22 protein-coding genes are annotated in these 22,977 nt (G+C 64.1%); 5 read left to right on the forward strand and 17 right to left on the reverse strand.

Annotation, left to right across the window (positions count from 1 at the left end; genetic code table 11):
- Positions 1-94 precede the first annotated feature (94 nt).
- The 5 genes from ybgC to ruvC all read right to left on the reverse strand — a co-directional run bounded on the left by ybgC (position 95) and on the right by ruvC (position 3,350).
- Positions 95-478, reverse strand: a complete 384-nt coding sequence (gene ybgC / locus ACR0CU_RS09665; RefSeq protein ID WP_093962779.1) for a tol-pal system-associated acyl-CoA thioesterase — start codon at positions 476-478, stop codon at positions 95-97.
- A complete protein-coding gene (locus ACR0CU_RS09670) occupies positions 475-1,098 on the reverse strand; it encodes a hypothetical protein (RefSeq protein WP_170446932.1) in 624 nt (207 codons plus the stop codon). The genes ybgC and ACR0CU_RS09670 overlap by 4 nt, the downstream gene beginning before the upstream one ends.
- Before the next feature lie 62 nt (positions 1,099-1,160).
- Positions 1,161-2,180 (reverse strand): Holliday junction branch migration DNA helicase RuvB, encoded by a 1,020-nt coding sequence (gene ruvB / locus ACR0CU_RS09675; RefSeq protein ID WP_170441469.1) that lies wholly within the window; start codon positions 2,178-2,180, stop codon positions 1,161-1,163.
- Between the two features lie 4 nt (positions 2,181-2,184).
- A complete protein-coding gene (gene ruvA / locus ACR0CU_RS09680) occupies positions 2,185-2,856 on the reverse strand; it encodes a Holliday junction branch migration protein RuvA (RefSeq protein WP_170358156.1) in 672 nt (223 codons plus the stop codon).
- Complete coding sequence (ruvC, locus tag ACR0CU_RS09685; RefSeq protein WP_149775764.1) at positions 2,853-3,350, reverse strand: crossover junction endodeoxyribonuclease RuvC; 498 nt, start codon at positions 3,348-3,350, stop codon at positions 2,853-2,855. The genes ruvA and ruvC overlap by 4 nt, the downstream gene beginning before the upstream one ends.
- Positions 3,351-3,683: 333 nt before the next feature.
- Here ruvC and ACR0CU_RS09690 point away from each other — a divergent pair, with 333 nt between their 5' ends.
- Complete coding sequence (locus tag ACR0CU_RS09690; protein WP_480642906.1) at positions 3,684-3,905, forward strand: DUF1127 domain-containing protein; 222 nt, start codon at positions 3,684-3,686, stop codon at positions 3,903-3,905.
- Between the two features lie 106 nt (positions 3,906-4,011).
- Here the strand turns inward: ACR0CU_RS09690 and ACR0CU_RS09695 are convergent, their stop codons facing one another.
- The 4 genes from ACR0CU_RS09695 to ACR0CU_RS09710 form a co-directional block, all read right to left on the reverse strand.
- Complete coding sequence (locus ACR0CU_RS09695; RefSeq protein WP_093962787.1) at positions 4,012-4,356, reverse strand: hypothetical protein; 345 nt, start codon at positions 4,354-4,356, stop codon at positions 4,012-4,014.
- Between the two features lie 98 nt (positions 4,357-4,454).
- Complete coding sequence (locus ACR0CU_RS09700; RefSeq protein ID WP_480642908.1) at positions 4,455-5,333, reverse strand: 50S ribosomal protein L11 methyltransferase; 879 nt, start codon at positions 5,331-5,333, stop codon at positions 4,455-4,457.
- A gap of 68 nt (positions 5,334-5,401) precedes the next feature.
- Positions 5,402-6,634 carry an MFS transporter gene (locus tag ACR0CU_RS09705; RefSeq protein ID WP_170446934.1) on the reverse strand — a complete coding sequence of 411 codons (1,233 nt, stop codon included), beginning with the start codon at positions 6,632-6,634 and terminating at the stop codon, positions 5,402-5,404.
- 77 nt (positions 6,635-6,711) lie between these two features.
- Positions 6,712-8,907 carry a primosomal protein N' gene (locus tag ACR0CU_RS09710; RefSeq protein WP_480642909.1) on the reverse strand — a complete coding sequence of 732 codons (2,196 nt, stop codon included), beginning with the start codon at positions 8,905-8,907 and terminating at the stop codon, positions 6,712-6,714.
- Between the two features lie 91 nt (positions 8,908-8,998).
- Between ACR0CU_RS09710 and fsa the strand changes: the two genes are divergently transcribed.
- From fsa to ACR0CU_RS09730, 4 genes are all read left to right on the forward strand, one after another.
- On the forward strand, positions 8,999-9,652 hold the full coding sequence (gene fsa, locus ACR0CU_RS09715) for a fructose-6-phosphate aldolase (RefSeq protein WP_170358148.1): 654 nt from the start codon (positions 8,999-9,001) through the stop codon (positions 9,650-9,652).
- Between the two features lie 204 nt (positions 9,653-9,856).
- On the forward strand, positions 9,857-10,564 hold the full coding sequence (locus tag ACR0CU_RS09720; protein WP_480642911.1) for a DUF484 family protein: 708 nt from the start codon (positions 9,857-9,859) through the stop codon (positions 10,562-10,564).
- On the forward strand, positions 10,561-11,481 hold the full coding sequence (locus ACR0CU_RS09725) for a tyrosine recombinase XerC (protein ID WP_480642913.1): 921 nt from the start codon (positions 10,561-10,563) through the stop codon (positions 11,479-11,481). The genes ACR0CU_RS09720 and ACR0CU_RS09725 overlap by 4 nt, the downstream gene beginning before the upstream one ends.
- Positions 11,482-11,573: 92 nt before the next feature.
- Positions 11,574-12,269, forward strand: coding sequence for a CDP-alcohol phosphatidyltransferase family protein (locus ACR0CU_RS09730; RefSeq protein WP_093962794.1), 696 nt, complete (start codon positions 11,574-11,576; stop codon positions 12,267-12,269).
- Between the two features lie 30 nt (positions 12,270-12,299).
- On the opposite strand, the gene ACR0CU_RS09735 is transcribed toward ACR0CU_RS09730, so the two are convergent.
- From ACR0CU_RS09735 to ACR0CU_RS09770, 8 genes are all read right to left on the reverse strand, one after another.
- Positions 12,300-12,767: a hypothetical protein gene (locus tag ACR0CU_RS09735; RefSeq protein WP_170337856.1), complete on the reverse strand. Its 468-nt coding sequence runs from the start codon at positions 12,765-12,767 to the stop codon at positions 12,300-12,302.
- Positions 12,768-12,843: 76 nt separating this feature from the next.
- On the reverse strand, positions 12,844-13,299 hold the full coding sequence (locus ACR0CU_RS09740; protein WP_170337853.1) for a methylated-DNA--[protein]-cysteine S-methyltransferase: 456 nt from the start codon (positions 13,297-13,299) through the stop codon (positions 12,844-12,846).
- Positions 13,300-13,381: 82 nt separating this feature from the next.
- A complete protein-coding gene (gene ileS / locus ACR0CU_RS09745) occupies positions 13,382-16,300 on the reverse strand; it encodes an isoleucine--tRNA ligase (RefSeq protein WP_170337851.1) in 2,919 nt (972 codons plus the stop codon).
- Positions 16,301-16,466: 166 nt separating this feature from the next.
- Positions 16,467-19,193, reverse strand: a complete 2,727-nt coding sequence (locus tag ACR0CU_RS09750; RefSeq protein ID WP_170446942.1) for a DUF2339 domain-containing protein — start codon at positions 19,191-19,193, stop codon at positions 16,467-16,469.
- 107 nt (positions 19,194-19,300) lie between these two features.
- Positions 19,301-20,011 carry a VIT1/CCC1 transporter family protein gene (locus ACR0CU_RS09755; RefSeq protein ID WP_170390665.1) on the reverse strand — a complete coding sequence of 237 codons (711 nt, stop codon included), beginning with the start codon at positions 20,009-20,011 and terminating at the stop codon, positions 19,301-19,303.
- A gap of 61 nt (positions 20,012-20,072) precedes the next feature.
- Complete coding sequence (locus tag ACR0CU_RS09760) at positions 20,073-21,062, reverse strand: YcjF family protein (RefSeq protein ID WP_170446944.1); 990 nt, start codon at positions 21,060-21,062, stop codon at positions 20,073-20,075.
- A gap of 3 nt (positions 21,063-21,065) precedes the next feature.
- The gene (locus ACR0CU_RS09765; protein WP_170435350.1) at positions 21,066-21,509 is read right to left on the reverse strand and encodes a GNAT family N-acetyltransferase; all 444 of its coding nucleotides are present in this window, start codon (positions 21,507-21,509) and stop codon (positions 21,066-21,068) included.
- Positions 21,506-22,918, reverse strand: a complete 1,413-nt coding sequence (locus ACR0CU_RS09770) for a YcjX family GTP-binding protein (protein WP_170446946.1) — start codon at positions 22,916-22,918, stop codon at positions 21,506-21,508. Before ACR0CU_RS09770 ends, ACR0CU_RS09765 begins: the two co-directional genes overlap by 4 nt.
- Positions 22,919-22,977 lie beyond the last annotated feature (59 nt).

Consider the following 22,977-nt stretch of genomic DNA (forward strand, 5'->3'; position numbering starts at 1 on the left):
TTTTGCCTGACAGCCGTTGATTGGCCTTGTTTTGCCAAACGCTAGCGTAGTTAGGGGCAAATTGCCAACAGAACCACAGGGGCTGAGCAAATTGTTACAGCAATGCGCGAATCTCTGCCGGGAGCCGGATCGGCCGGCCATCCTGATTGACGCAAACGGCCGTCACGGTCGCGCGGAAGACTTCGGTCTCGCCGCGCCGGATGAGTTGAGCCATGGTCAGTCGCACGCCGGAGATCGCGACGACCTCGGTTTCAACCAGCAACTCGTCGTCGAACCGCGCAGACGCCAGATAGTCGGCCTCGACCCTCCGCACGACCCAGATGATACCAGCCTCGCGCATTGCGTTCTGGTCATTGCCCAGGTTGCGCACCCAATCCGACCGGGCGCGCTCGATATAGCGCAGATAGTTGGCGTGATAGACCACGCCCCCCATGTCGGTGTCCTCGTAGTAGACGCGGACGGGAAAGACATGCTTCATTGCGTCGGCTCCATGCGTGCGAACAGCCGCAGCGCATGGGACGGGTCCCGCGCCACCGCCGGCAAAACCGGATCATAAGCGGCGCGGATCAGCGCGGCAATGTCGGGCCGCAGGATCGTCGTGTCGCCCGCCACGGCCAGGGGCGAGCGTTCTCGGAAGGCTGTGTCCGACCACAAAAGAATGGTCTGAACGACCTGCGACAACGCCAGCGTTTCGGCCGACACTTTCGACAGCTCACGGTCCATCCTCACAAAGACAAACGCAGCACGGATCGCGCCGTCCGGATCGAACCTGAATGCTCGATACTGGTTGGCTCCGCCAGCATCGAGCCGCTCGACCAGCGGCGCGAGGTCCGGTATCAGCCGGTCAAGGTCAGGCACCTCAAGCAGCTCGGCCCAATCGCTAAAAAAGAACACCATGCAGTTGGCGCCCAACTCGGGGTCGGTCTCGGCCATCTTATGGCCGGCCAGTGCAACCACCGCCTCGAACGCGCCTTTGACCGTTGCTAGCGTCCTGTCTTCGACACCAAATACGATCGGCACGATGGGCCGTCCCCAACGCGCAAACAGGAACGCGCCATCGGATCGGTTAAACAACGCCTGGATCTCTTCGGGTGTCACGCCCTGCCCTTCGTCTTTTGAAGATTCTCTCGCCCCAGCCTTAAAGTCTGAGGCCGGCGGCTTCAACCGAACAGGTCGCTCTGTCCCTTGGGCGCGGTCATGCCCAGATGCGTCCAGGCCTTCTGCGCCAGCATCCGGCCGCGCGGCGTGCGTTGGATCAGGCCTTGTTGCAGCAGATAGGGCTCGATCACTTCCTCCAGCGAGTCGCGGCTCTCGGACAAGGCGGCCGACAAGGTCTCGATCCCCACCGGGCCACCGCCATAATTTTCGGCGATCAGTTTCAGATAGCGGCGGTCGGCGCCGTCCAAGCCCAGATTATCGACGCCCAACCGCGTCAGCGCGCCATCGGCCAATTCGCGCGTGATGCGGCCGTCGCCCTCGACGATGGCGAAATCCACGACCCGCCGCAGCAGCCGCCCGGCGATACGGGGAGTGCCCCGCGACCGGCGCGCGATCTCGCGCGCACCGTCGTCATCGGCCGGCGCGCCCAGCTTGCGGGCATTGCGGGTGACGATCTCGTGCAATTCTTCCACGGTGTAGAATTGCAGCCGGGTGGGAATGCCGAACCGGTCGCGCAGAGGGGTGGTCAGCAGGCCCATCCGCGTGGTCGCCCCGACCAAGGTAAAGGGCTGCAGCTCGATCCGCACGGTGCGGGCCGCGGGGCCCTCGCCGATCACCAGATCCAGCTCGAAATCCTCCATCGCCGGGTACAGCACCTCTTCCACCGCCGGATTCAAGCGGTGAATCTCGTCGATGAACAGCACGTCGCGCTCTTCGAGGTTGGTCAGGATCGCCGCAAGGTCCCCGGCCTTGGCCAGAACCGGCCCAGAGGTCATGCGGAAGTTCACCCCAAGCTCGCGCGCCATGATCTGCGCCAGCGTCGTCTTGCCCAAGCCCGGAGGGCCGTGGAACAGCGTGTGGTCCATCGCCTCGTTCCGCTGGCGGGCCGACTGGATGAAGATGCGCAGATTGGCCCGTGCCTCGGCCTGGCCGATGAATTCGTTCAACCCCTGCGGGCGCAAGGCGCGATCGTTGTCCTCGGGCAGAGGCTGCGGGCGCAGGGTCGGGTCGGCATCAACCATTCATTCAGCCTTTCGGAGCCAGCAGTTTCAACGCCGCGCGGATCAATTCGGCCTCGCCGGCATCGGGCAGGTTGGCGGCGGCCTCGGCCACGGCCGATGCGGCCTCGGACGGGCCATAGCCCAGGTTCGACAGCGCCGACAAAGCACCCGCCGACGCCGCACCCGCACCGGGTTTCGAGGCCCGCACCCGGACCGGCGCTGGGTCTGCGGGTTCAACCACCTCGGCCACGGGGCCGTCCATCGCCTCGGTCACCGTGCCGCCCATCGCCATGACGCCGGGCGCCTTGTCTTTCAGGTCCAGCACGATGCGCTGCGCGGTCTTGGGCCCGACACCCTTGGCCGCCTTCACCGCGCCCCAATCGCCCAGCGCGATGGCCCGGCTGACCCCGTCCGGCCCCAGCGCGCCGAGAATGGCCAGCGACACCTTGGCCCCCACCCCTTGAACCGAGCAGAGCAGCCGATGCCATTCTTTCTCGACCAGCGACAGAAAGCCATAAAGCTGCATCAGGTCCTCGCGCACAACCAGATCGGTGTACAGCGAGACCGCCTCGCCCACCCCGGGCAGGGCCGCCATGGTCCGGTCCGAGCAATAGACGATGTAGCCGACCCCGCGCACGTCGATCAGAAGATGATCCGCCGCGCGATAGTCGATGCGTCCGGTCAGCTTGCCGATCATGTGGCCACCTGTTTGATGCGGGCCTGCGGCGTCGCCCCGTAGAACGCATGGCAAATCGCGATCGCCAGCGCATCCGCGGCGTCGGCCCCCTTGGGCTGGCATCCCGGCAGTTGAAGTTTGACCATATGCAGAATCTGTTCCTTCTCGGCGTGCCCCACGCCCACTACGGTTTTCTTGACCCGGTTGGGCGCGTATTCGCCCACCGGCAACCCAGCCTGCGCCAAGGTCAGCAACGCCACTCCGCGCGCCTGACCCAGCTTCAGCGTCCCGGCGCCGTCCTTGTTGACGAAGGTCTGTTCGATGGCTGCTTGGTCGGGCTGATGTTCGGCGATCACCTCGACGATCTGGTTGTGCAGCGACAAAAGCCGCTCGCCCAGATCATCCCCGTCGGATTTGCACAGGCCGTTGGCAACATGGCTCAGTCGGCTGCCATGTGATTCGATGACGCCCCATCCCAGGGTGCGCAGCCCCGGATCAATGCCCAGAATTCGCATGTTGTGCCTCGGCCTGCTCGGGTTTTCATTGTCTTTTCTCTCGATTAGCACGAAGCGTGAACATTTTCCAATAAAATTGATCCGACGCCCAAATGCGACACGCCTGTCCCGTCCGCGACAGTTCGGACGCATTGCGACCCCAAAAAGTCTGAAACCGACACATTCCCAAAGCAGTTTTCACCAATAATTTAAGGGACTTTCATCATTTTCGAAGCATTGCAAAAACTGCATAGGACACATGCAGTTTCAGCACTTGCAAGGTCAATCCGACATCACTAACTGGCCCGAGAATTCGACATTCAAACGTCAACACTGAACAGAAGGAAGCAGGATATGGCTGCAATTGACACAACCCGCGCCTCGATTGGCTCGTTTGGCCTCGTCGGCCGTATCGGCGCCTTTCTGGCATCCGTCGTGAACGCCGTTGTCGCCTGGAACGACGCACGCGTGACGCGCAATGCATTGATCGGTCTGAGCAACCGTGAACTGGAAGATATCGGCCTGTGCCGCGGTGACATCGACGAAGTCGCTGCTGGCCGCCGCCGTCTGTACTGAAACCACCCGCTCTCGCCCCTATCCTCCCTCGGGGCAGCACAGAAACACCGCGGACCGAAAGGTACGCGGTGTTTTTGTCTTTTGAAGGCTCTTTAGGAGAGAGAGTTCAGTAGAGAATCTTGTTCAGCTGTGTCGAAAGGGCCTGCGACAATGGATCGATCTGCATGATCCACGCGCCCGCCTGTTCAACCGATGTACCTTCGTTCAGGGCATCCACCCGATACTGGTATCCGGTCGGGCCGAGATTGGATAGCAGGAACGCTTTGAAAGCAAAAAATCCGCACAGGCACAGCAACAGAACCTTGGCCGGAACCGCCGAGCGTACCCGCTGGGGTTTCATGACGACCAGACCATCTTTGCGCATGGTCGCGCGATAGCCACGGCTCATCTTGTTGTGTTTCTTTGTCAGCCGATGAACGCGCTGATCGAATTCAAGTTGTTTTCCTGTCATGGCAGCCTCCAAAAACCGCCCCCCAAATTCATTGGATGACGGTAGAAAGAGAATGCGTCAAAACCGTGGCAAAAATCCACAAAACTCCTGCAAATGGTCTAATTTGCGCCCTGTTTGGTTAAGACTAGCGTCGTCCATTCACCAATCATTGACCTATCCATCGTATTGAACCCGTTTCGTGCATAAACCGATTCCACTTCGTCGGCCTGCTCGTTGAGGATTCCCGACAGGATCGCATGTCCGCCTCCGTGCAGATTCTGCGCGATCTCCGGCGCAAGGGCCACCAGCGGTCCCTTCAGAATGTTGGCGAAAATCAGATCGTAAGGCGCCGCCGCCTGGAGGTCGGGATGGTCAAATCCGGCAGCCTCGACACAACGGACGGCCCCGGCCATGCCGTTGGCCTTCAGGTTGGCCTCGGCTACGTCGACGGCGACCTGATCAATGTCGCTGGCCAGGATGTCACCGTCCCAGACCCGCGCCGCCGCCATCGCCAACACCGCCGTACCGCAGCCGATATCGGCGACCTTGCCGGCCTCGAACCCAGTCTCAATCAGCTTGTCCAGCGCCCGCAGACATCCCAGCGTCGTTCCGTGGTGCCCGGTACCGAAGGCCATCGCCGCCTCAATCAGCAGCGGGATGCGTCCCTCGGGCAGCTTGTCGGCGTCATGGCTGCCATAGACGAAAAACTGCCCGGCTTCGACCGGGGCCAGCTCGCGCCGGACATGGGCGACCCAGTCGGTTTCCGGCAGTTCCGACACCACGAAGGGCTTGGCCTCGAAGGCCGCGGCCAGCAGGGCCAGGGCGGCCTCGTCAGGGCTTTCGGTGAAATAGCCGCCGACCTCCCACAGGCCCGAACCGTCCTCGACCTCGAAGACGCCCACGCCGGTGGGTTCGGGATCCAGACGCTCCATCGCTTCGCCCAGGCTTTCGGCTGCGGCTTTGCCTTTCAGGGTGGTCAGGGCGGTGAATGTGGGCATGGGAACCTCCTGCAGAAACCGCCTTTGCGCCTAGGGCCGTCAGCCGCCGAGGTCAAGCGTCCCGGGTGTCATTCGGCCGGTGCGGGGGCGTATTTCGAAAAGATGGTCTCGTTCCCCGGCTCTGGGTGGCGCGGGATCAGCAGCGACAGTGCCAGAGAGATCAGCGCCATGCCCGCGGCCAGACCGAACACCGCCCCCGGCGACACGACCCACAACAGGCCAAGCAGTGCCGGAAGGAACACCGCCGCGATGTGGTTGATGGTGAAGGCCACCGCCGCGGTGGGGGCAATATCGGCCGGGTCGGCGATTTTTTGGAAATAGGTCTTGAGCGCCAAAGCCAGCGCGAACAGCACATGGTCGATGACGTAGAGAATGGCCGCCAGCAGCACGCCCCAGCTAAACCAGTAGATGCCACCATAAGCCGCAAATACGATAGCAAGGCCCAGATATTCGAAGATCAGCGTGCGCCGCTCGCCAAACACCGCGACGGCCTTGCCCAGCAAAGGGCCTGCGGCCATGTTGATGATCAGGTTGATGAGGTACAGGCTGGTCAGGTGATGCACTTCAAAGCCAAAGCGCTCGACCATCATGAACCCCGCGAACACGACGAAGATCTGCCGCCGCGCGCCCGCCATGAACTGCAGCGCATAATACAGCCAGTAGCGGCGGCGCAGCACAATCTTCTTGGTCTGCGGTGTCGGCGCATCGAATTGCGGATAGGCGATCAGGCAAAAAAACGCCAGCACCGCGGTCAGTCCTCCAGCCGCCATGAAGACCGTGTTGTAGGACAGATCAAACCGGTCCCAGGTCAGCACGATCAGCCCATAGACCACCAGCGTCGAGGCCGATCCCATCGCCACCAGCCAGCCCAGCACCTGCGGGGCGCGGTCCTTGGGCAGCCATTGTAGCTGAAGCGACTGATTCACCGTTTCGTAGTAGTGAAACCCGATCGAGCTGAACAGGGTCACGAACAGCAGCCCGCCGAGGCTGGGAAACCAGGCCGTCACTGCCGTGGCCACACCCAGCAGCACCAGCGAAATCATGGCCAGCACCTGCTCGCGCACGAAAATTATCACCGCGATCACGCCCACGGCCAGAAAGCCCGGGATTTCGCGCACCGTGTGCAGCAGGCCGATGTCTGCCCCGTCGAAATCCGCGACTTCGATCACGAAGTTGTTCAGCAGTGCGCTCCACGCGTTGAAGGCGATCGGCATGGTCAGCGCCATCACGAACAGCAACGTGACGGGGCGGCGCCAGAACGGCAGGCTCTGGGCCTGGGACAGGGGCATCGGTTTCAGCATGAGAGTTCTCTACGCCCAATCCGCCCGGCTGGCGAGAGGAAATCCCCCGTGCACACCGGGTCTGCGCTGATGCAGGGTTAGTAGAAGCTCTGCGGGTCGATATCGACGGTCAGGCGGATGTCGCCCTTCAGGCGCAGCGGTGCGATCCAGCGGGCGATGGCGTCCTGGATGGGCGCCCCCTTGGGCGCCTTGACCAGCAGCCGCACCCGGTGCCGCCCGCGGATACGGGCAATCGGTGCCGGGGCAGGCCCAAAGACCTGTGCCCCGATCTGCCGCAGCGGCGCGTCATTGCGCGCCAATACGTTGCCGATGTCAAAGACGGGCCCGACCTCGGGGCCGGACAGCACGATCCCCGCCATCCGGCCATAAGGCGGCACCCCGGCCGCCTGACGCCCGGCGGCCTCGGCCCGCCAGAACCCTTCCTCGTCCCCCGACAGGATCGCGCGGATCACCGGGTGTTCGGGCTGAAAGGTCTGCAGCAGCGCCGCCCCCGGCTTGTCGGCCCTCCCGGCCCGGCCCGCCACCTGCCGCATCAGTTGAAAGGTCCGCTCGGCCGCGCGCAGGTCGGACCCGTGCAGGCCCAGATCCGAGTCGATCACCCCCACCAGCGTCAGGTTCGGGAAATTGTGCCCCTTGGCCACCAGCTGCGTACCGATGACGATATCGGCGTCGCCCTCGGCGATCTCTTCGATCTTGGCCTTCAGCGCCCGGGCCGAGCCGAACAGGTCGGAACTGAGCATGGCGATGCGGGCGTCGGGAAAGGTCGCCTCGGCCTCTTCGGCCAGACGTTCGATGCCGGGGCCGACCGGAGCCAGCTTGCCCTCGACCCCGCAGGCGGGGCAGGCCTCGGGCATGGGCTTGGTCTCGCCGCACTGGTGGCACATCAGACGTTTGAGGAACCGGTGTTCGACCATGCGCGCATCGCAGTGGTCGCAGGCGATCTGTTCGCCGCAGGCCCGGCACAGCGTCACCGGCGCATATCCACGGCGGTTGATGAACAGCAGCGACTGTTCGCCCTTTTCGATCCGCGCCTGAACTGCCTGGCGCAGGCTGGGGGAAATCCAAGTGCCCGGCTGCATCTTCTCGGCGCGCATGTCGATGGTCTTCATGTCCGGCAGCACCGCCGCCCCAAAGCGCGAGGTCAAGTCCAACCGGTCGTACTTGCCGGCCTCGGCATTGGCCCAGCTTTCCAGCGAGGGCGTGGCACTGGCCAGGATCACCCGCGACCCGCAGATTGCCGCCCGCAGCACCGCCATGTCGCGCGCATTGTAATGCACGCCGTCTTCCTGCTTGTACGAGGTGTCGTGTTCCTCATCCACCACAATCAGGCCCAGATCGCGGAACGGCAGAAACAGCGCCGACCGCGCGCCAACCACCATCTGCGCATCGCCCTGCCCGACCATGCGCCAGACCCGGCGGCGTTCAGTCATCGTGGCACCGGAATGCCATTCGGCCGGGCGCGCGCCGAACCGCTCCTCGACCCGCGTCAGAAACTCGGCGGTCAGGGCAATCTCGGGCAGCAGCACCAGCGCCTGCCGGCCCATGCGCAGCGCTTCGGCCACCGCTTCAAGGTAAACCTCGGTCTTGCCCGACCCGGTCACGCCCTTCAGCAGCGTGGTGCCATAGGCGCCGCTGCGCAGTGCTGCGCGCAACGTGTCGGCGGCAGCGGTCTGATCGGCTGTCAGCGCCTTACCCGGCCGGTCCGGATCCAGCGTCGGATAATGCAGGTCGCGGGGGCTGTCCTCCTCGCGCACGGCGCCCTGTTTGACCAAACCTTTGACGACCGACGAGGTGACCCCGGCCATCTCGGCCAGTTCCTTCAGGGTAAAGGCCAGCCCGCCATAGTCACGCAGCACTTCCAGCACCCGGGCCCGGGCATCGGTCATACGGTCGGGCGTGCCGCTGCCCAGCCGATAGATCTTGCGCATCGACAGCGGGTCGCCCAGCCCGGGCGCGCGGGTAGCCAGCCGCAGCATGGCCGGCATCGGCGTCAGCGTGTAATCGGCCGCGCGCTGCAGGAACAGGCGCATCTCTTCGCGCATGGGCGCCACGTCCAGCACCCGGAGGACCGAGCGGATCTTGCTGCGGTCGAAATCTCCGCGCCCCGCGCCCCAGACCACACCCAGAACCTTGCGCGGGCCCAGCGGCACCTCAACGAAGGCCCCCAGGAAACACCCCCCCTCGGGCGCCTTGTAATCCAACGTCCGGTCCAGCGGCTGGGTCGTCAGAACCGCCACCAGCTCACCTTGGTCGAAATGCACCGGGTCGCTCAATGCGCGCCTTTCTTCAGCAGGGGTTTCAGCACGGGTCTCTTTGAGGTAAAGGCATCCGCGAGCAAGGCCAACCCATCAAAGGACTGCCCCGATGAAATTCTTCGTAGACACAGCCGAAATCGACGCCATCGCCGAATTGAACGACCTGGGCATGGTGGACGGTGTCACCACCAACCCCTCGCTGATCCTGAAATCGGGTCGCGACATTCTGGAGGTGACCAAGGATATCTGCGACCTGGTCGATGGCCCGGTTTCCGCCGAAGTCGTCGCCACCGAAGCCGAGGACATGATCGCCGAAGGCCGCAAGCTGGCGCAGATCGCACCGAACATCGCCGTCAAGGTGCCGCTGACCTGGGCCGGTCTGAAAACCTGCAAGACGCTCAGCGACGAAGGCCAGATGGTCAACGTCACCCTGTGCTTCTCGGTCAACCAGGCGCTTCTGGCGGCCAAGGCGGGCGCGACCTTCATATCGCCCTTCATCGGACGTCTGGACGACATCAACCTCGACGGCATGGACCTGATCGCAGACATCCGTCAGGTCTATGACAACTACGGGTTCGAAACCGAAATCCTCGCCGCCTCGATCCGTAGCGTGAACCATGTGGCCGACAGCGCCCGCATCGGCGCCGACGTGATCACCGCCCCGCCTGCCGTGATCAAGAAGCTGGCTGATCATCCGCTGACTGACAAGGGGCTCGAGGCCTTCCTGTCGGATTGGGCCAAGACCGGCCAGAAGATTCTGTGATCCATTGATCCCAAGTACAACCGCGCGGCCCCGTCCGGGGCCGCGCCTGGCCCAACTGCAGGGGGCTTGATCTTTGATCAAATTCCTGCAGGCGGGAGCCACGCCCCCACACACGGCGCCTAATCCACCTAAACGTGCATTTTTCCCAAGGTATTTCCGGGCACCCGTGCTATAACGCCCCTAACAAAAAAGACCGGACAGGATATGAGCAGCAATCCCAAACTCGAGGACAACCTCCGCGCCGCGATTCTGGCCGAGCCGGACGCCGTGCTGGACGACAAGGATCTGATGCAGGCGCTGGTCGCCGCGAACGAACGCGCCCGCGGAGACAACATCATCGACCTGCGCGGAATCGCCATGCAACGGCTCGAGGCACGGCTGGACCGGCTGGAGGACACTCACCGCTCGGTCATCGCCGCCGCCTACGAGAACCTCGCCGGAACCAACCAGGTTCACCGCGCCATCCTGCGCCTGCTCGAGCCGACGGAATTCGAGGACTTCCTGCGCGTGCTGGGTACGGAAGTTGCCGAAATCCTCCGCGTCGACCGCATTACGCTGGTCCTGGAAACAACGATGGTCCAGCAGGACCCAAGCATCGACCGGCTGGACGGTGTTCTGGCCGTGGCGGAACCGGGTTTCGTGCAATCCTACATGGACAACGCACCGAACCACTCCGCGCGCGAGGTTGTCCTGCGCGAAATCCGCCAGCCCAACCGCAGAGTGCACGGGGATCAGCTGGACCAACTGCAATCTGAGGCGTGTATGCAGCTGGATCTCGGCAAAGGGCGTCTGCCGGGCATGATTGTCATGGGCGCGCGCGACCCAAGGCACTTCTCGCCTCAATTGGGCACTGATCTGCTGGCCTTTTTTGCAGGCGTATTCGAACGGTCGATGCGCCACTGGCTGTCGTGAGCCTGATCTCTCCAGCCTGCCGCGATGCGTTGCAGTTGTGGCTGGAGGGATTGAACGCTTTGGCGGGCCGTTCGGAAAACACCATCAATGCCTATCGCGGGGATGTCTCAGATTTCCTGTCTTTCATGACTTTGCATCACAGCGAACGGCAGGGGCTGGCGGCGCTCGAGCGCATCACCGTTTCGGACATGCGGGCTTGGATGGCACAGCAACGCGAATCCGGTGTCGGGGCACGGTCACTGGCGCGAAAACTGTCCGCCGTCAAAAGCTTCTATCGCTGGCTGGCCGAACGCGAAGGATTCGAGCCCACCGCCGTCCTGTCCACCCGCGCCCCGAAATACACCAAGAAACTGCCTCGCCCGCTGGCCGAAGACGCCGCCCGCGCCATGATCGAGACGGTCGAGCTGCAGTCCGGGTCAGATTGGGTTGCCGCCCGCGACGTTGCCGTCGTGACCCTGCTGTATGGCTGCGGCCTTCGCATTTCCGAAGCGCTGTCCCTGACCGGCGCGGATGCCCCCCTGCCCAACACGCTGAGAATTGTCGGCAAGGGTGACAAGGAAAGGATCGTTCCTGTCATCCCCGCTGCGCGCCAAGCGGTCGACCGATACCTTGAGTTGTGCCCACATCCCCAAAGCCCGACCGCCCCATTGTTCCGCGGCGTACGGGGCAAGGCTCTGAATCCAAGGGCGATTCAGGGCGTCATGGCCAAAGCGCGTATGCAACTGGGTCTTCCGGCAACGGCCACTCCACACGCGATGCGGCACAGCTTTGCCACCCATCTTCTGTCGGTCGGCGGAGACCTCCGGGCCATTCAGGAACTGCTGGGTCACGCCTCCCTTTCGACCACCCAGGCCTATACAGCCGTCGACACTGCGCGCCTCATGGAGGTGTACAACCGCGCGCACCCCAAAGCCTGAGACGCGGCGGAATTGCAGCAACCACATTTCGGCGCCGATACCGGGGGCTTTTTGCTTTGCATCTCGGGCGCGCATCGTACATGACACGGGTCATGACACTCAGATTCAAAGCTTTAGCAGTTCACCTGTTCACCGCGACCGGAGCCGTATTTGCGATGCTGGCCATGCTGGCCGCGGTCGAGGAAAAGTGGAGCCTGATGTTTCTGTGGCTGGTCGTTTCGTTCATCGTCGACGGAATCGACGGCCCCTTGGCCCGGCACTATCACGTCAAAAAGAACGCACCCGAGTTCGACGGGGTGCTGCTGGATCTGATCATCGACTATCTGACCTACGTCTTCATTCCGGCCTATGCGCTGTTCAAATCCGGTCTGATGGACGGCTGGACCGGCTGGTTCGCGATCATCGTCATCACATTCGCCAGCGCGATGTATTTCGCTGACACGCGGATGAAGACCAAGGACAATTCCTTTTCCGGGTTTCCTGGCTGCTGGAACATGGTCGTGGTGGTGATCTTTGCGCTGAAGCCCGACTTCTGGTTCAGCCTCGTCCTTGTGGCGCTGCTGGCCGTTGCAATGTTTCTGCCCCTGAAATTCATTCACCCCGTGCGCACCGAACGCTGGCGCAACCTGTCCCTGCCCATGGCCTTCGCCTGGACTTTTTTTGCCGGATGGGCCGCTTGGGTGGATTTTCACCCGCAAAGCTGGGCGCATTGGGGTCTGGTGGTGACCAGCCTGTATCTGGTCTCGGCGGGGATCGCCCAGCAAATCATGCCGCCGAGCCGCGATTGAGACGCGGCCCGAACGGGCGAAAATCACAGATCAGAGAATTTCCCGGATCTCGAACTCGGTGCCATTGTGGGTGAAGACGTCGCCCTTGCGCATTCCGGCCATGGCCAGATAGATCGGGCTTTGGGTTGAAATCCCCATATATGTTTCACCATCCACGTCGAACTTGGTGGTCGACACGCAGACGACGAAATGCCGATCGCCCAGCCAGACTACGGCGCCCGGCTGCACTGTATCCGTCAGGCTGAAATCGGTGTTTTCGATCACGTCAATCTTGGCATGATGCGCATGCACCGGCCCGTCAAACGCGGCGGCCAGATCTGCGCTTTCGCGCGATGCCGCGATATCATCCTTGTCGTGGCCTTCCCGGTCATCCAATTGGGACTCTTTCTGAAAGGCATCGTGGTGCGCCTGCGCCGTCGCCAACTCCTGTGCCTCCAACGCCATCAATTGGTCAATGATGGCCTTCTTCCGGGCGGCGGGGTCAATTTTCGCAGTCATGAATTGCAGTCCTTCGGGTTCGAAAACTGTCTCAGGTTGGGACGCTTTGCGAAAGATTGCAACCGGATTCCGGCGGTCAGATCAGCAGACTGGCAGCCCCCTCGTGACGCAACAGGGCAACCTTGCCCTCAACCCCGCCCTGCCCCGAGAACCCGCCAAGGCCGCTTGCCGCCAGAACGCGGTGACAGGGAATGATCACCGGAATCGGGTTGGCACCACAGGCCTGCCCGACAGCTTGCGCCGGACACCCAAGATCCTGCGCGATATCACCGTAAGTCCGCGTGTAACCGAAAGGAATCGCGGACATCAAGTCGCAGACCTGTTTCTGGAATTCGGACCCAACGACACGCAGTGGCAAGTCGAACTTTTGCAACCGGCCCTCGGCATAGGCCCTGATCTGTGATGCCGCTTCGATCAGCAGCGGGGTCGTCTCACCCGTTGTGTGACCGTCCCACACCAGACTGGTGATGGCACCGTCCTCTTCTTCGACCCCGAGGCATCCGAACTGGGTTTCCACTGCAATCATCGGCATGGGCGCAGAGTTTCAGATCGGCGGCTGCGTCGCAAGCCGCAAGAAAACCCCCGCGCGATGGCGGGGGTTTCAGGGATCATTTTCAGCTCAGCGCCGTATCGCATCGGCCACAGACGCCGGGGTGGGCGTGGCGTCCCACATCCGGCAGGATCTTCCAGCAGCGCTGGCACTTGGCCCCTTCGGCCTTTTCGAACACGACACCGACGCCCTCGATCTCGGGCAGGCGGAACGCCTCGGCCGGGGCGGGGTCGGCGGTGACGGTCAGGCCCGAGGTGATGCACAGGTCATCTACGTCGAAGGTCGCCAGCAGGTCGCGGGTTTCCGCATCCTCGACATGCACGATCGGCGCGGCTTCGAGGCTGGAGCCGATGACCTTGTCGCGGCGCTGCACTTCCAGCGCGGCGGTCACCGCACGGCGTACACGGCGGATCTTGGCCATGTTCGCCTCGAGCCCGGTGTCGCGCCAATCGGCAGGCGTGTCGGGGAAGTCGACCAGATGCACCGAGCCGTCCTCGCCCGGGAACCGCTCGAGCCAGACCTCTTCCATCGTGAAGACCAGAATCGGCGCCAGCCAGGTAGTCAGACGGTGGAACAGGATGTCCAGCACCGTGCGCGCGGCCCGGCGGCGCGGGGTGTCCCCGTCGCAATACAGCGCATCCTTGCGCACGTCGAAATAGAAGGCCGACAGGTCGACCGTGGCAAAGTTGAACACCGCGCTGAACACGCCCTGGAAGTCGAACGCGGCATAGCCCTTGCGGACCTGCTCGTCCAACTCGGCCAGGCGGCTGAGCACCCAGCGTTCCAGACGCGGCATCTCGGCCGGGTCGATCCGGTCGGCCTCGGTGAAGTCGGCCAGCGAACCCAGCATGAAGCGCATCGTATTGCGCAGCCGGCGATAGCTGTCGGCGACACCTTTCAGGATTTCCGGCCCGATCCGCTGGTCGGCGGTATAGTCGGTCTGAGCCACCCAAAGGCGCAGGATGTCGGCACCGTATTGCTTGACGACCTCTTCCGGTACGATGGTATTGCCGAGCGATTTGGACATCTTGTTGCCCTTCTCGTCCAGCGTGAACCCGTGCGTGACCACGTTGCGATACGGCGCGCGGCCGATCGTGCCGCAGGCCTGCAACATCGAGGAATGGAACCATCCACGGTGCTGGTCGGTGCCCTCCATGTAGACATCGGCAATGCCGTCGACGGTGCCATCTTCACGGTCGCGCAGAACGAACGCATGGGTCGAGCCCGAGTCGAACCACACGTCCAGAACGTCGAACACCTGGTCATAATCGTCGGGGTTCACGATGCCATCCAGCACCTGCTGTTTGAAGCCGTCGGTGTACCAGACATCGGCGCCGTATTCTTCGAACGCGGCCTTGATGCGGGTGTTCACGTCCGGGTTGCGCAGCAGATAGTCCTGGTCGGTGGGCAGAGCGCCCTTCTTGGTGAAGCACGTGAGTGGCACACCCCAGGCACGCTGGCGCGACAGAACCCAGTCGGGGCGCGCCTCGATCATCGAATACAGGCGGTTGCGGCCCGAGGGCGGCGTCCATTTTACCAACTCGTCGATCGAGCGCAGGGCGCGTTCGCGGATAGTGCCGCCCATTTCGTCCATGCCATCGTCCAGCTTGCGGTCGACGGACACGAACCATTGCGGTGTGTTGCGATAGATGATCGGCGCCTTGGACCGCCAAGAATGCGGATAGCTGTGCTTGATCTTGCCACGCGCCAGCAGCCCGCCGACCTCGGCCAGCTTGTCGATCACAGCCTTGTTCGCATCGCCCTCGCCGCCCTTGCGCGACAGGATGTACTTGCCGCCGAAGAACGGCATGTCAGCGCGGAAGCTGCCGTCGTCCATCACGTTGTAGGTGATGACCTGCTCGAGCATGCCCAGATCGCGGTACAGCTCGAATTCCTCCATCCCGTGCGAGGGCGCGCAATGAACGAAGCCGGTGCCTTCGGTATCGGTCACGAAATCGGCCGCGCGGAAATCGCGGATGTCATCCCATTCACCGTTGGACCCTTCGGCCCCTGCCAGCGGGTGCTGCAGCTGGATCTTGGCCAGATCGTCCTGCGTGACGTCGCACAGGCGGCGGTACATGGTGTCGTCCAGCCGCGCCCGCGCAAACACGTCGGCGGCCAGATTGTCGGCCAGCAGGTACCGGTCACCGATCCGGGCCCAGCAATCCTCGGGGCGGCCGGTCACTTCGTACAGCCCGTACGAGATGTCCTTGCCGTATACCACGGCCTTGTTCGACGGCATGGTCCAGGGCGTCGTGGTCCAGATCACCACGTAGGCGTTGTCCAGCGTGGTGTCGCCGGTGTTCACCACCTTGAACTTCACCCAGATGGTGAAGCTTTCCTTATCGTGATACTCGACTTCGGCCTCGGCCAGGGCGGTCTTTTCGATCGGCGACCACATCACCGGTTTCGAGCCCTGATACAGCGTGCCGTTCATCAGGAACTTCATGAACTCGTCCGCGATCACCGCCTCGGCGTGATAGTCCATGGTGACGTAGGGATCGGCCCAGTTGCCGGTGATGCCCAGACGCTTGAACTCCTCGCGCTGGATGTCGATCCAGCCGTCGGCGAACTTGCGGCACTCCTGGCGGAAGTCGATAACCGGAACCTCGTCCTTGTTCTTGCCCTTCTTGCGGTACTGTTCCTCGATCTTCCATTCGATCGGCAGGCCGTGACAGTCCCAGCCGGGCACATAGCGCGCGTCAAAGCCCATCATCTGGTGGCTGCGCACGATCATGTCCTTGATCGTCTTGTTCAGCGCGTGGCCGATATGCAGGTGCCCGTTGGCGTAGGGCGGGCCGTCATGCAGCGTGAAGGGCTTGCGACCCTGTTTGTCGCGCAGGCGGTCATAGACGCCGATCTTCTCCCAGCGGTCCAGCCATGCGGGCTCGCGCTTGGGCAGGCCGGCGCGCATGGGGAATTCGGTTCGGGGCAGGTTCAGCGTGTCTTTGTAGTCGGGTGTCTGGGTCGTGTCGGCGCACATGGAGAGGCGTCCCTTGGATGATCTTGGCGTGTTTGGATCGAAGCGGTCGGTGCGATGAACTCAAGCACCTTTGCCCGGCGTCTCGGAAACTCAGAGCGCCGGGGATATAATTCGAATGATAATGGCCAGAACGTCTTGCATGGCCGGGCTTATAGGCCGGTTGCGCCTATTGGTCCAGAGCTTCCGGCCCCTGCGGCGAATGGCGCAGCTTGGCCCAGCGGTTCAGCCAGGCCAGACCCGCCAGCGCCAGCCCCAAGGCCAGCAACGAAAACACCCGGATCAGACCGCCCAGCCCCGAGATGTCGATCAGGAACACCTTGGCCACCGCCAGCCCGATCACCGCCAGCCCGGCCTTGCGCATCACGTCCGACCGACGCGCCAGCGACTGATAGAACAGCGCCGCACCGATCACCAGCAGGGCGAGCGTATAGGTATAAAGCTCGGGCTGGGATACGCCGTTGCCTTCATACATGCCTGCCGCGCCCTGCCAGAAATGCCGGATTGTCAGGCCCAGCCACAAGGCGCCCAGCGCAACGGACACCCCCTGACAGGCCAGCCGCAACTGCGCCGACATCTTGGGGGTCCGCCACGCGGACAGGCCGATGACGAGGGCCGGCAGCAGATAGGCAATGGCAAGCGTGTTCAAGACTGGAGGCCCCAGAACAGGATCTGCCCCAAAACGCAAAACAGGGTTGGCCACTGTCGCAGCCAGCGCCAGCCACAACAGGCCATGCGCGGCGAAGAATACGCCCAATGCGACCCGCACCCAGTTCAGTCGCCCGCCCAGCGCAAAGCGCTGCACCTGCGCAAAGGCCAGCAGCAGCCAAATGGCCGACAGCAGGCCCAGCCCCCAATGGCTGTCGTCGGCACCGCCCTCGCCGAGCCCTTCCAACCAGCGCAGCAGCAGCAGAGACAAAAGAACGCCGCCCGTCGCCCAAGCCGCGCTGTCCAACATGACATTGGCGACCGGGCGGTCCAGGGGGCGCAGCATCCACCATGCGGCAAGATAGCCTGCAACCGCAGCCCCATAGACCAGCGCCATTTCCGGAACCGGCGCGTGCAGCGCCCAGTCCAGACCCGGGTTCAGGATCAGCCGGAACGTGACGGTGACGACTCCGGCCCAGATGAACCAGCTCATCGGTGGCAGGTTGAACCGCCGGTCCAGCGCCGCCGCCGCGATGATCGTGACCACGAAAGCGATGGTCAGCGCCGCCGAGCTGAGCACGATCACGCAGCCGAAGGTCAGGCAGGACAAGGCCGACAGCGTGGCCAAAGCCGGACGCATCCGGGCCTCGCTATCCACGCGCGCAAAGCGCTCGGCCAGTACCACCATCAGCGCCGCAAGCGCGACCGCATGCAGGGCCCAGGGGTAGGCACCGATCACGCTGGCCGGGCGCCAGCCAAGCTCAAGCGCGATGGCCAGCGCCGGGGCGTACAGCGCGGCGGCGCCGGCCCAGACCAGCGGGTACCGCCCACCCCGGAACGACCGCCATGCCGCCAGAAGTGAGATCACCGCGCCCAACGCGACCAGCCAGGTCACGGCCAACGGAAAATCGGCCTCGGGCGTTTCGGAATAGGTCTGCCAGAACCCACGCGCCACCGCGCCGTCATCAAATCCATGCGTGAATACGAAACCACCCAGCCCCAAGGCAGGCAGCGCGGTCATGTCCTGCAGGGCCGGCGCGTCCTTTGCCCAGATCAGCAGGGCGAAAGCCAGCCCGGCCAGCAGGATCACAGCCAGCCAGAACTCACCGCTCGTATCGGCCCATTGCAGCGCCAGAATGGCCGAGCTTGCCAGCACCGCCCCAAAGGCCAGGCGCGTCGGAAATTCGGGCCACGGACCACTGGTTTTTCTGACTAGGAGTTCGCTGAACATCGCGCCGTCGTGATCGGGCCAGATCCGGCGCACGGGAATGGCAATGGCGATCACGGCAATGGCGGCCACGTAGACGAGGAAAGCCGGTTCCGTGATCGGCGAACCCGTCACCAGCAAAAGGCCCGCTAAATAGGCGCCCACCAGCGACAGCACCGACACCCAGGCCCAGCGCCGCACCGCGTCGATCCCAAGCCCCAGCCCGGTGATCACGAAGAAATATCCGTACAGCCAAGACGGGTCAGCCGAATCGCCACCCACGACGAAAGGTGCAGCAAAGGCTCCGATCAACCCGATCGCCGCCAGCAGCGGGCCGTGGAACCAGCCCAGAACCAGCCCGACAAGAGCGATGGCGATCATGCCCGCCAAGGCCGCCTCGGGGCCGATCAGGTCATAGAGCTGGCGCGCCGCCAGAACGCCGCCAAACAGCGTGACCAGCCCCGCGCCGGAAAACACCGAAGGCAGATAGGCAGTCGCCGAGGACTCGTCATCGCCGTATCGGCGCCGGACGACCTCTCCGGCCACGATCAGCAGCGCGCCGAAACCCAAGGCCGCCAACACGCGCGCGGTGGGCGGCAGCAACCCGTTTTCGACCCCGTATTGCACCAGAAAAATCCCCGCCAGCGCCAGCGACAGGGCGGATACGGCATAGAACCAGTTCTCGCGCAGCCACGCGCCCAGATCGTCGAACCGTTCGGCGCGGAACACAACCGCGGCCGGAGGCGATGCACTCTCAGTAACAGTTGCCGATTCTTCAGCGTCAGGCCGTTGGTCCGGCGTCGGTGGGCTTTCCTGTTTCGGCAGGCCCCAAGGGGCCGGTCGCGGTTCAGGCGTCGGTGCTTCGATTGGCGCGGACTGCGTCTGTGGTGGCCGCTCCGCGTCCGGTTGCGGCCCGGCACCCAACCGACTCTCCAACTGCTCGACCCGCCGCCGCAGACGGGCATGGCCGACCAGCAAGACGACAATAGATACCGGCATCGCCAAAACGACCAAGCCAACAAGAACAAGCAGAGATTCCAAACCGCACCTCCGGGCAAATCTGCATTACAGGCTATCCTGTGCAGGTGCGGTAAGACAGTCGGGAAATCCCGAATGGTTTCAGCCTGTTGCGATCTGGCGCCAGTGATCTAGGGATGGAACAGGGACCCGACGACATAGGCAATTGCCGCCGCCGCTCCACCAATAGCCAGCGTCTCAAGCCCCGAACGCCACCAGGGTGCCAGAGACCACCGGCTTTTCATCGCGCCGATGGCAAAGAACACGCCCAGTGTCATCAGGACCGAGGCTGCAAACGCGCCCTCGACACCCAACAAGAACGGCACGAGCGGAACCATGCCGGCCACGACAAAGGCCGCGAAGGTGGCCGCAGCAGCCTTGAGCGGATGCGGATCGACGCTGCCCAGCCCGTATTCGCCCTCGATCATCAGGTTGATCCAGGTGTCACGATCGGCAGTGATCGCATCGGTTGCCTGCTCCAGCACCCGGCCCGACAAGCCCTTGCGGGACAGGATCTCCAGCACCTCGCCGCGCTCGCCGTCAGGGTAGAGGCGGATGTGGCGCTCTTCGATGGCGCGGATCCGGCGGATATTGTCCAACTCGGCCTTGGTCCCCGAGTAGTTGCCCGCAGCCATCGAGAATCCGTCGGCCAGCACGTTGGCCAGGCCCAAGGCCACGATGACAAAGGGCGAAAGCCCGGCCCCGGCCACGCCTGCCACGATGGCCAGCGTGGTCACCGAACCGTCGATCCCGCCATAGACCACGTCACGCAGGAACCCGCGCCCGGGTGGGGCGTCGATCCGGTCTGCGATTTCCTGTTGGCTGTGGCCGTGATCCGCCATGGCTGGTCTCCCTTCCCGGGAGATTGTGCCCTGCGCAGCGGCCCGTTGGCTTTGCGGCAGATCAACCCTTGGAAAACAGCCCGCTCAGCGCGCGCGAGATCATGCCGCGGGTCGACGGCCTGTGGCGGTCCGAGAAGGGCAGCGGTCGGCAGACCTCCATCGCGGCCACGCCGACGCGGGCGCTGAGGGCGCCGTTGACCAGCCCCTCGCCAAAGCGGCGCGACAGCTTGCTGAGGACCGACCCGCCCAGAACCGGTTCGAGCAGGTCGTCACCCACGGCCACCGCGCCCGTGGCCACTAGGTGAACGAACACTGCTCGGGTCAATCGCCAGCCCCCCAGGAATCCGGCCCGCCCGCCATAGATTTCGGCAATCCGGCGGATCATCCGCAACGAGGCCAGCAGCGCCGTCGCCACATCGGCCAGCGCCAGCGGCACCAGCGCCGTCACCGTCGCGACCTGGCGCGCGGCGGCCTCGACCTCGCGGCTGGCGGCGGCGTCCAGCGGGGCCAGCAATTCGTCCTCGACCAGTCCCAGCAGGCCCGAGGCGTCGAACTGTTCCTCGATCCGTTCGGCCAGACGGTCGCGGCCCCAGCGCGTATCCTCGCGCCCGCGATAGAACGCGATCAGGCGCTGCGTCACGGCCCGGGCCTGCGCCAGATCGGCATCGGCCAGCGCGGCATCGGCGGCGCGGCGCATCCCGTCCACCCGCGACAGCCGGCCCAGCGCCGCCAGTTCTCGCAGCGCGATCAGCAGGGCCACCAGCACCAGCGCGCAGATCAGGCCGGTCACGATCCAGCCCAGCACCGGAACGCTGGCGATCAACGAGGTGGCGAAATCCCACGCGGCGACAGAGACCGCCGCCCCCACCACCGCCAGCGCCAACCCCCAGAACCACCGGCCCAGAACCGATGGCTTGCGCGCGGCCAGCCGGGCCGCGGCCTGCATCGCCTGCCCCTGGGGTGGCGCGATATCCGGTACCGGCGCGGCCTTCGCCACGTCGGCGGCCGGGGCATCCTCGTCAAGCTCGATCAGAACCGGACCCTTGGCCATGCGTCACTCCTTTTTCCGCCATACGAACCGAATGTCCGGCAGTTGTTCATCATTGTCGGCCCCGTCGCTGCGGGCCACTTCTATAAAGCCGTGCCGTTCGTAGAACCGGCACGCGCCCGTGTTGGCCTGAAACGCATACAGCGCCAGTTCTCGGCGACCTGCCTTGGCGCTGTCCAGCAGTTGTGTGCCGATCCCCTGATTCCGCGCAGGGGGACTCAGGTACAGGCAATGAACCTCGGTTCCGTCCATGGCCAAAAAGCCTGCGACCTTGCCGCCCTGTTCGGCAACCGTGACCCATCCTTTGTCGATCATCTGCCCACAAAAAGCGATGGCTTCAGCCCCCGAATGCAGCTCGGGCATCCAGTCGTTTTCGCGTGCAAAGCCGTGCAGGATCTCTCCGACCGCCCCAGCGTCGAGGCTGCGCGCGGGCCTGAGGGTGACGGTCACAGCCGGTCTCCGATCAGAAACTGCGCGGCGCGGTCCAGCCGGATATGCGGCGGGCCGTCACCGGGGCGCAGCGAAAGATGTGCCGGGGCAAAGGTCATGAACCCGTACTCCTCGCCCAGCCAGGTGTCGGCCCCCTTACGCGCAGGATTAAGCAGATGGGCGGGGTCTTCGGGCAGCTCTCCGGGGTAGAAGGCCGCCTGTTTTCCATTCTCCAAACTACCGCGCACGCAGGGCAGTTCGACGCCGTTGTGATTGCGGATCTCTTCGGTCGTCACGCGCAGCGCGGCGATGGACATTGCGGCGGTTTCGGCCCCGGCGAACCTGGCGCGGTCGCGCGCCTCGCGGGTCAGGGCCTCCATGATCGCGGTCAGGCGCGGGTGCTGCAGGTGGTGCAGGTGATCGGCCTTGGTGGCCGCGAACAGGATGCGTTCGACCCGCTTGCCCAGCAACATCTGGCTGAGCCACGCATTGCGGCCGGGCCGAAAGGCCGACAGGATGTCGCCCATGGCGCGGCGCATGTCCTCGACCGCCTGCGGACCCTTGTGGATCGCGCCCAGCGCGTCTACCAGCACCACCTGCCGGTCGATCCGGGCGAAATGATCCCGGAAAAAGGGCTTCACCACCTGCGATTTGTAGGCCTCGAACCGGCGCTCCATCTCGCGGTGCAGGCTGCGGCGGCGCGCGGCGCTCTCGACCGGCAACGGCGCAAAGGTCAGCACCGGCGACCCGGCCAGATCGCCCGGCAGCAGGAACCGGCCCGGCGTGCAGTCATAAAACCCCGCATCCCGCGCGGCAGTCAGATAGTCGGCAAAGCCCCGCGCCAGGGCCTGCGCGGTGGGTTCATCATGGGGGTCGGCCGGATCAACGGATTTGATCTGGGCCAGGAAATCGGCCGCGGCCGGACGCTGCGCGATCCGCTCCAACGTTTCGCGCGACCAGTCGTCATAGTTTTTTTCGAGCAGTGCCAGATCCAGTAGCCATTCGCCGGGATAGTCGACGATGTCCAGATGCACGGTGCGTGGCCCCTGCAGGCCAGCCAGCAGCCCGGCAGGGCGGACCTTGAACGACAGGCGCAGCTCGGACACGGCGCGGGTGCTGTCGGGCCAATGGGGCTGAGGCCCGGTCAGGGCCGACAGGTGCGATTCATAATCGAACCGGGGCACTGTGTCGTCGGGCTGCGGCTGCAGGTAGGCGGCGTTGATGCGCCCCTCCTGTTGGGCGACCAGGCCGGGCATCCTCCCCCGGTCCAGCAGGTTGGCCACCAGCGACGTGATGAACACCGTCTTGCCCGACCGCGCAAGACCGGTGACGCCCAGCCGCACGACCGGTTCGAAAAACGTCTCGGACACGCGGTCGCCGACGGATTCGACGCCGCGCACAAGACTGTCTGCCAGTGATGAGATGACCAAACCGCCGCCCCGCATTTCTTGTTTGTCCCAAGATAGGTAGCCGCTGCCCCGGTTGCCAG

The organism is Ruegeria sp. BC2, from assembly GCF_056539245.1.

Bases quoted from the DNA above. Each gene is read 5' to 3' on its own strand.
- ybgC (WP_093962779.1), bottom strand. From the start codon at position 478: ATGAAGCATGTCTTTCCCGTCCGCGTCTACTACGAGGACACCGACATG.
- ruvB (WP_170441469.1), bottom strand. From the start codon at position 2,180: ATGGTTGATGCCGACCCGACCCTGCGCCCGCAGCCTCTGCCCGAGGAC.
- ruvA (WP_170358156.1), bottom strand. From the start codon at position 2,856: ATGATCGGCAAGCTGACCGGACGCATCGACTATCGCGCGGCGGATCAT.
- ruvC (WP_149775764.1), bottom strand. From the start codon at position 3,350: ATGCGAATTCTGGGCATTGATCCGGGGCTGCGCACCCTGGGATGGGGC.
- ACR0CU_RS09690 (WP_480642906.1), top strand. From the start codon at position 3,684: ATGGCTGCAATTGACACAACCCGCGCCTCGATTGGCTCGTTTGGCCTC.
- ACR0CU_RS09695 (WP_093962787.1), bottom strand. From the start codon at position 4,356: ATGACAGGAAAACAACTTGAATTCGATCAGCGCGTTCATCGGCTGACA.
- ACR0CU_RS09700 (WP_480642908.1), bottom strand. From the start codon at position 5,333: ATGCCCACATTCACCGCCCTGACCACCCTGAAAGGCAAAGCCGCAGCC.
- ACR0CU_RS09705 (WP_170446934.1), bottom strand. From the start codon at position 6,634: ATGCTGAAACCGATGCCCCTGTCCCAGGCCCAGAGCCTGCCGTTCTGG.
- fsa (WP_170358148.1), top strand. From the start codon at position 8,999: ATGAAATTCTTCGTAGACACAGCCGAAATCGACGCCATCGCCGAATTG.
- ACR0CU_RS09720 (WP_480642911.1), top strand. From the start codon at position 9,857: ATGAGCAGCAATCCCAAACTCGAGGACAACCTCCGCGCCGCGATTCTG.
- ACR0CU_RS09730 (WP_093962794.1), top strand. From the start codon at position 11,574: ATGACACTCAGATTCAAAGCTTTAGCAGTTCACCTGTTCACCGCGACC.
- ACR0CU_RS09735 (WP_170337856.1), bottom strand. From the start codon at position 12,767: ATGACTGCGAAAATTGACCCCGCCGCCCGGAAGAAGGCCATCATTGAC.
- ACR0CU_RS09740 (WP_170337853.1), bottom strand. From the start codon at position 13,299: ATGCCGATGATTGCAGTGGAAACCCAGTTCGGATGCCTCGGGGTCGAA.
- ileS (WP_170337851.1), bottom strand. From the start codon at position 16,300: ATGTGCGCCGACACGACCCAGACACCCGACTACAAAGACACGCTGAAC.
- ACR0CU_RS09755 (WP_170390665.1), bottom strand. From the start codon at position 20,011: ATGGCGGATCACGGCCACAGCCAACAGGAAATCGCAGACCGGATCGAC.
- ACR0CU_RS09760 (WP_170446944.1), bottom strand. From the start codon at position 21,062: ATGGCCAAGGGTCCGGTTCTGATCGAGCTTGACGAGGATGCCCCGGCC.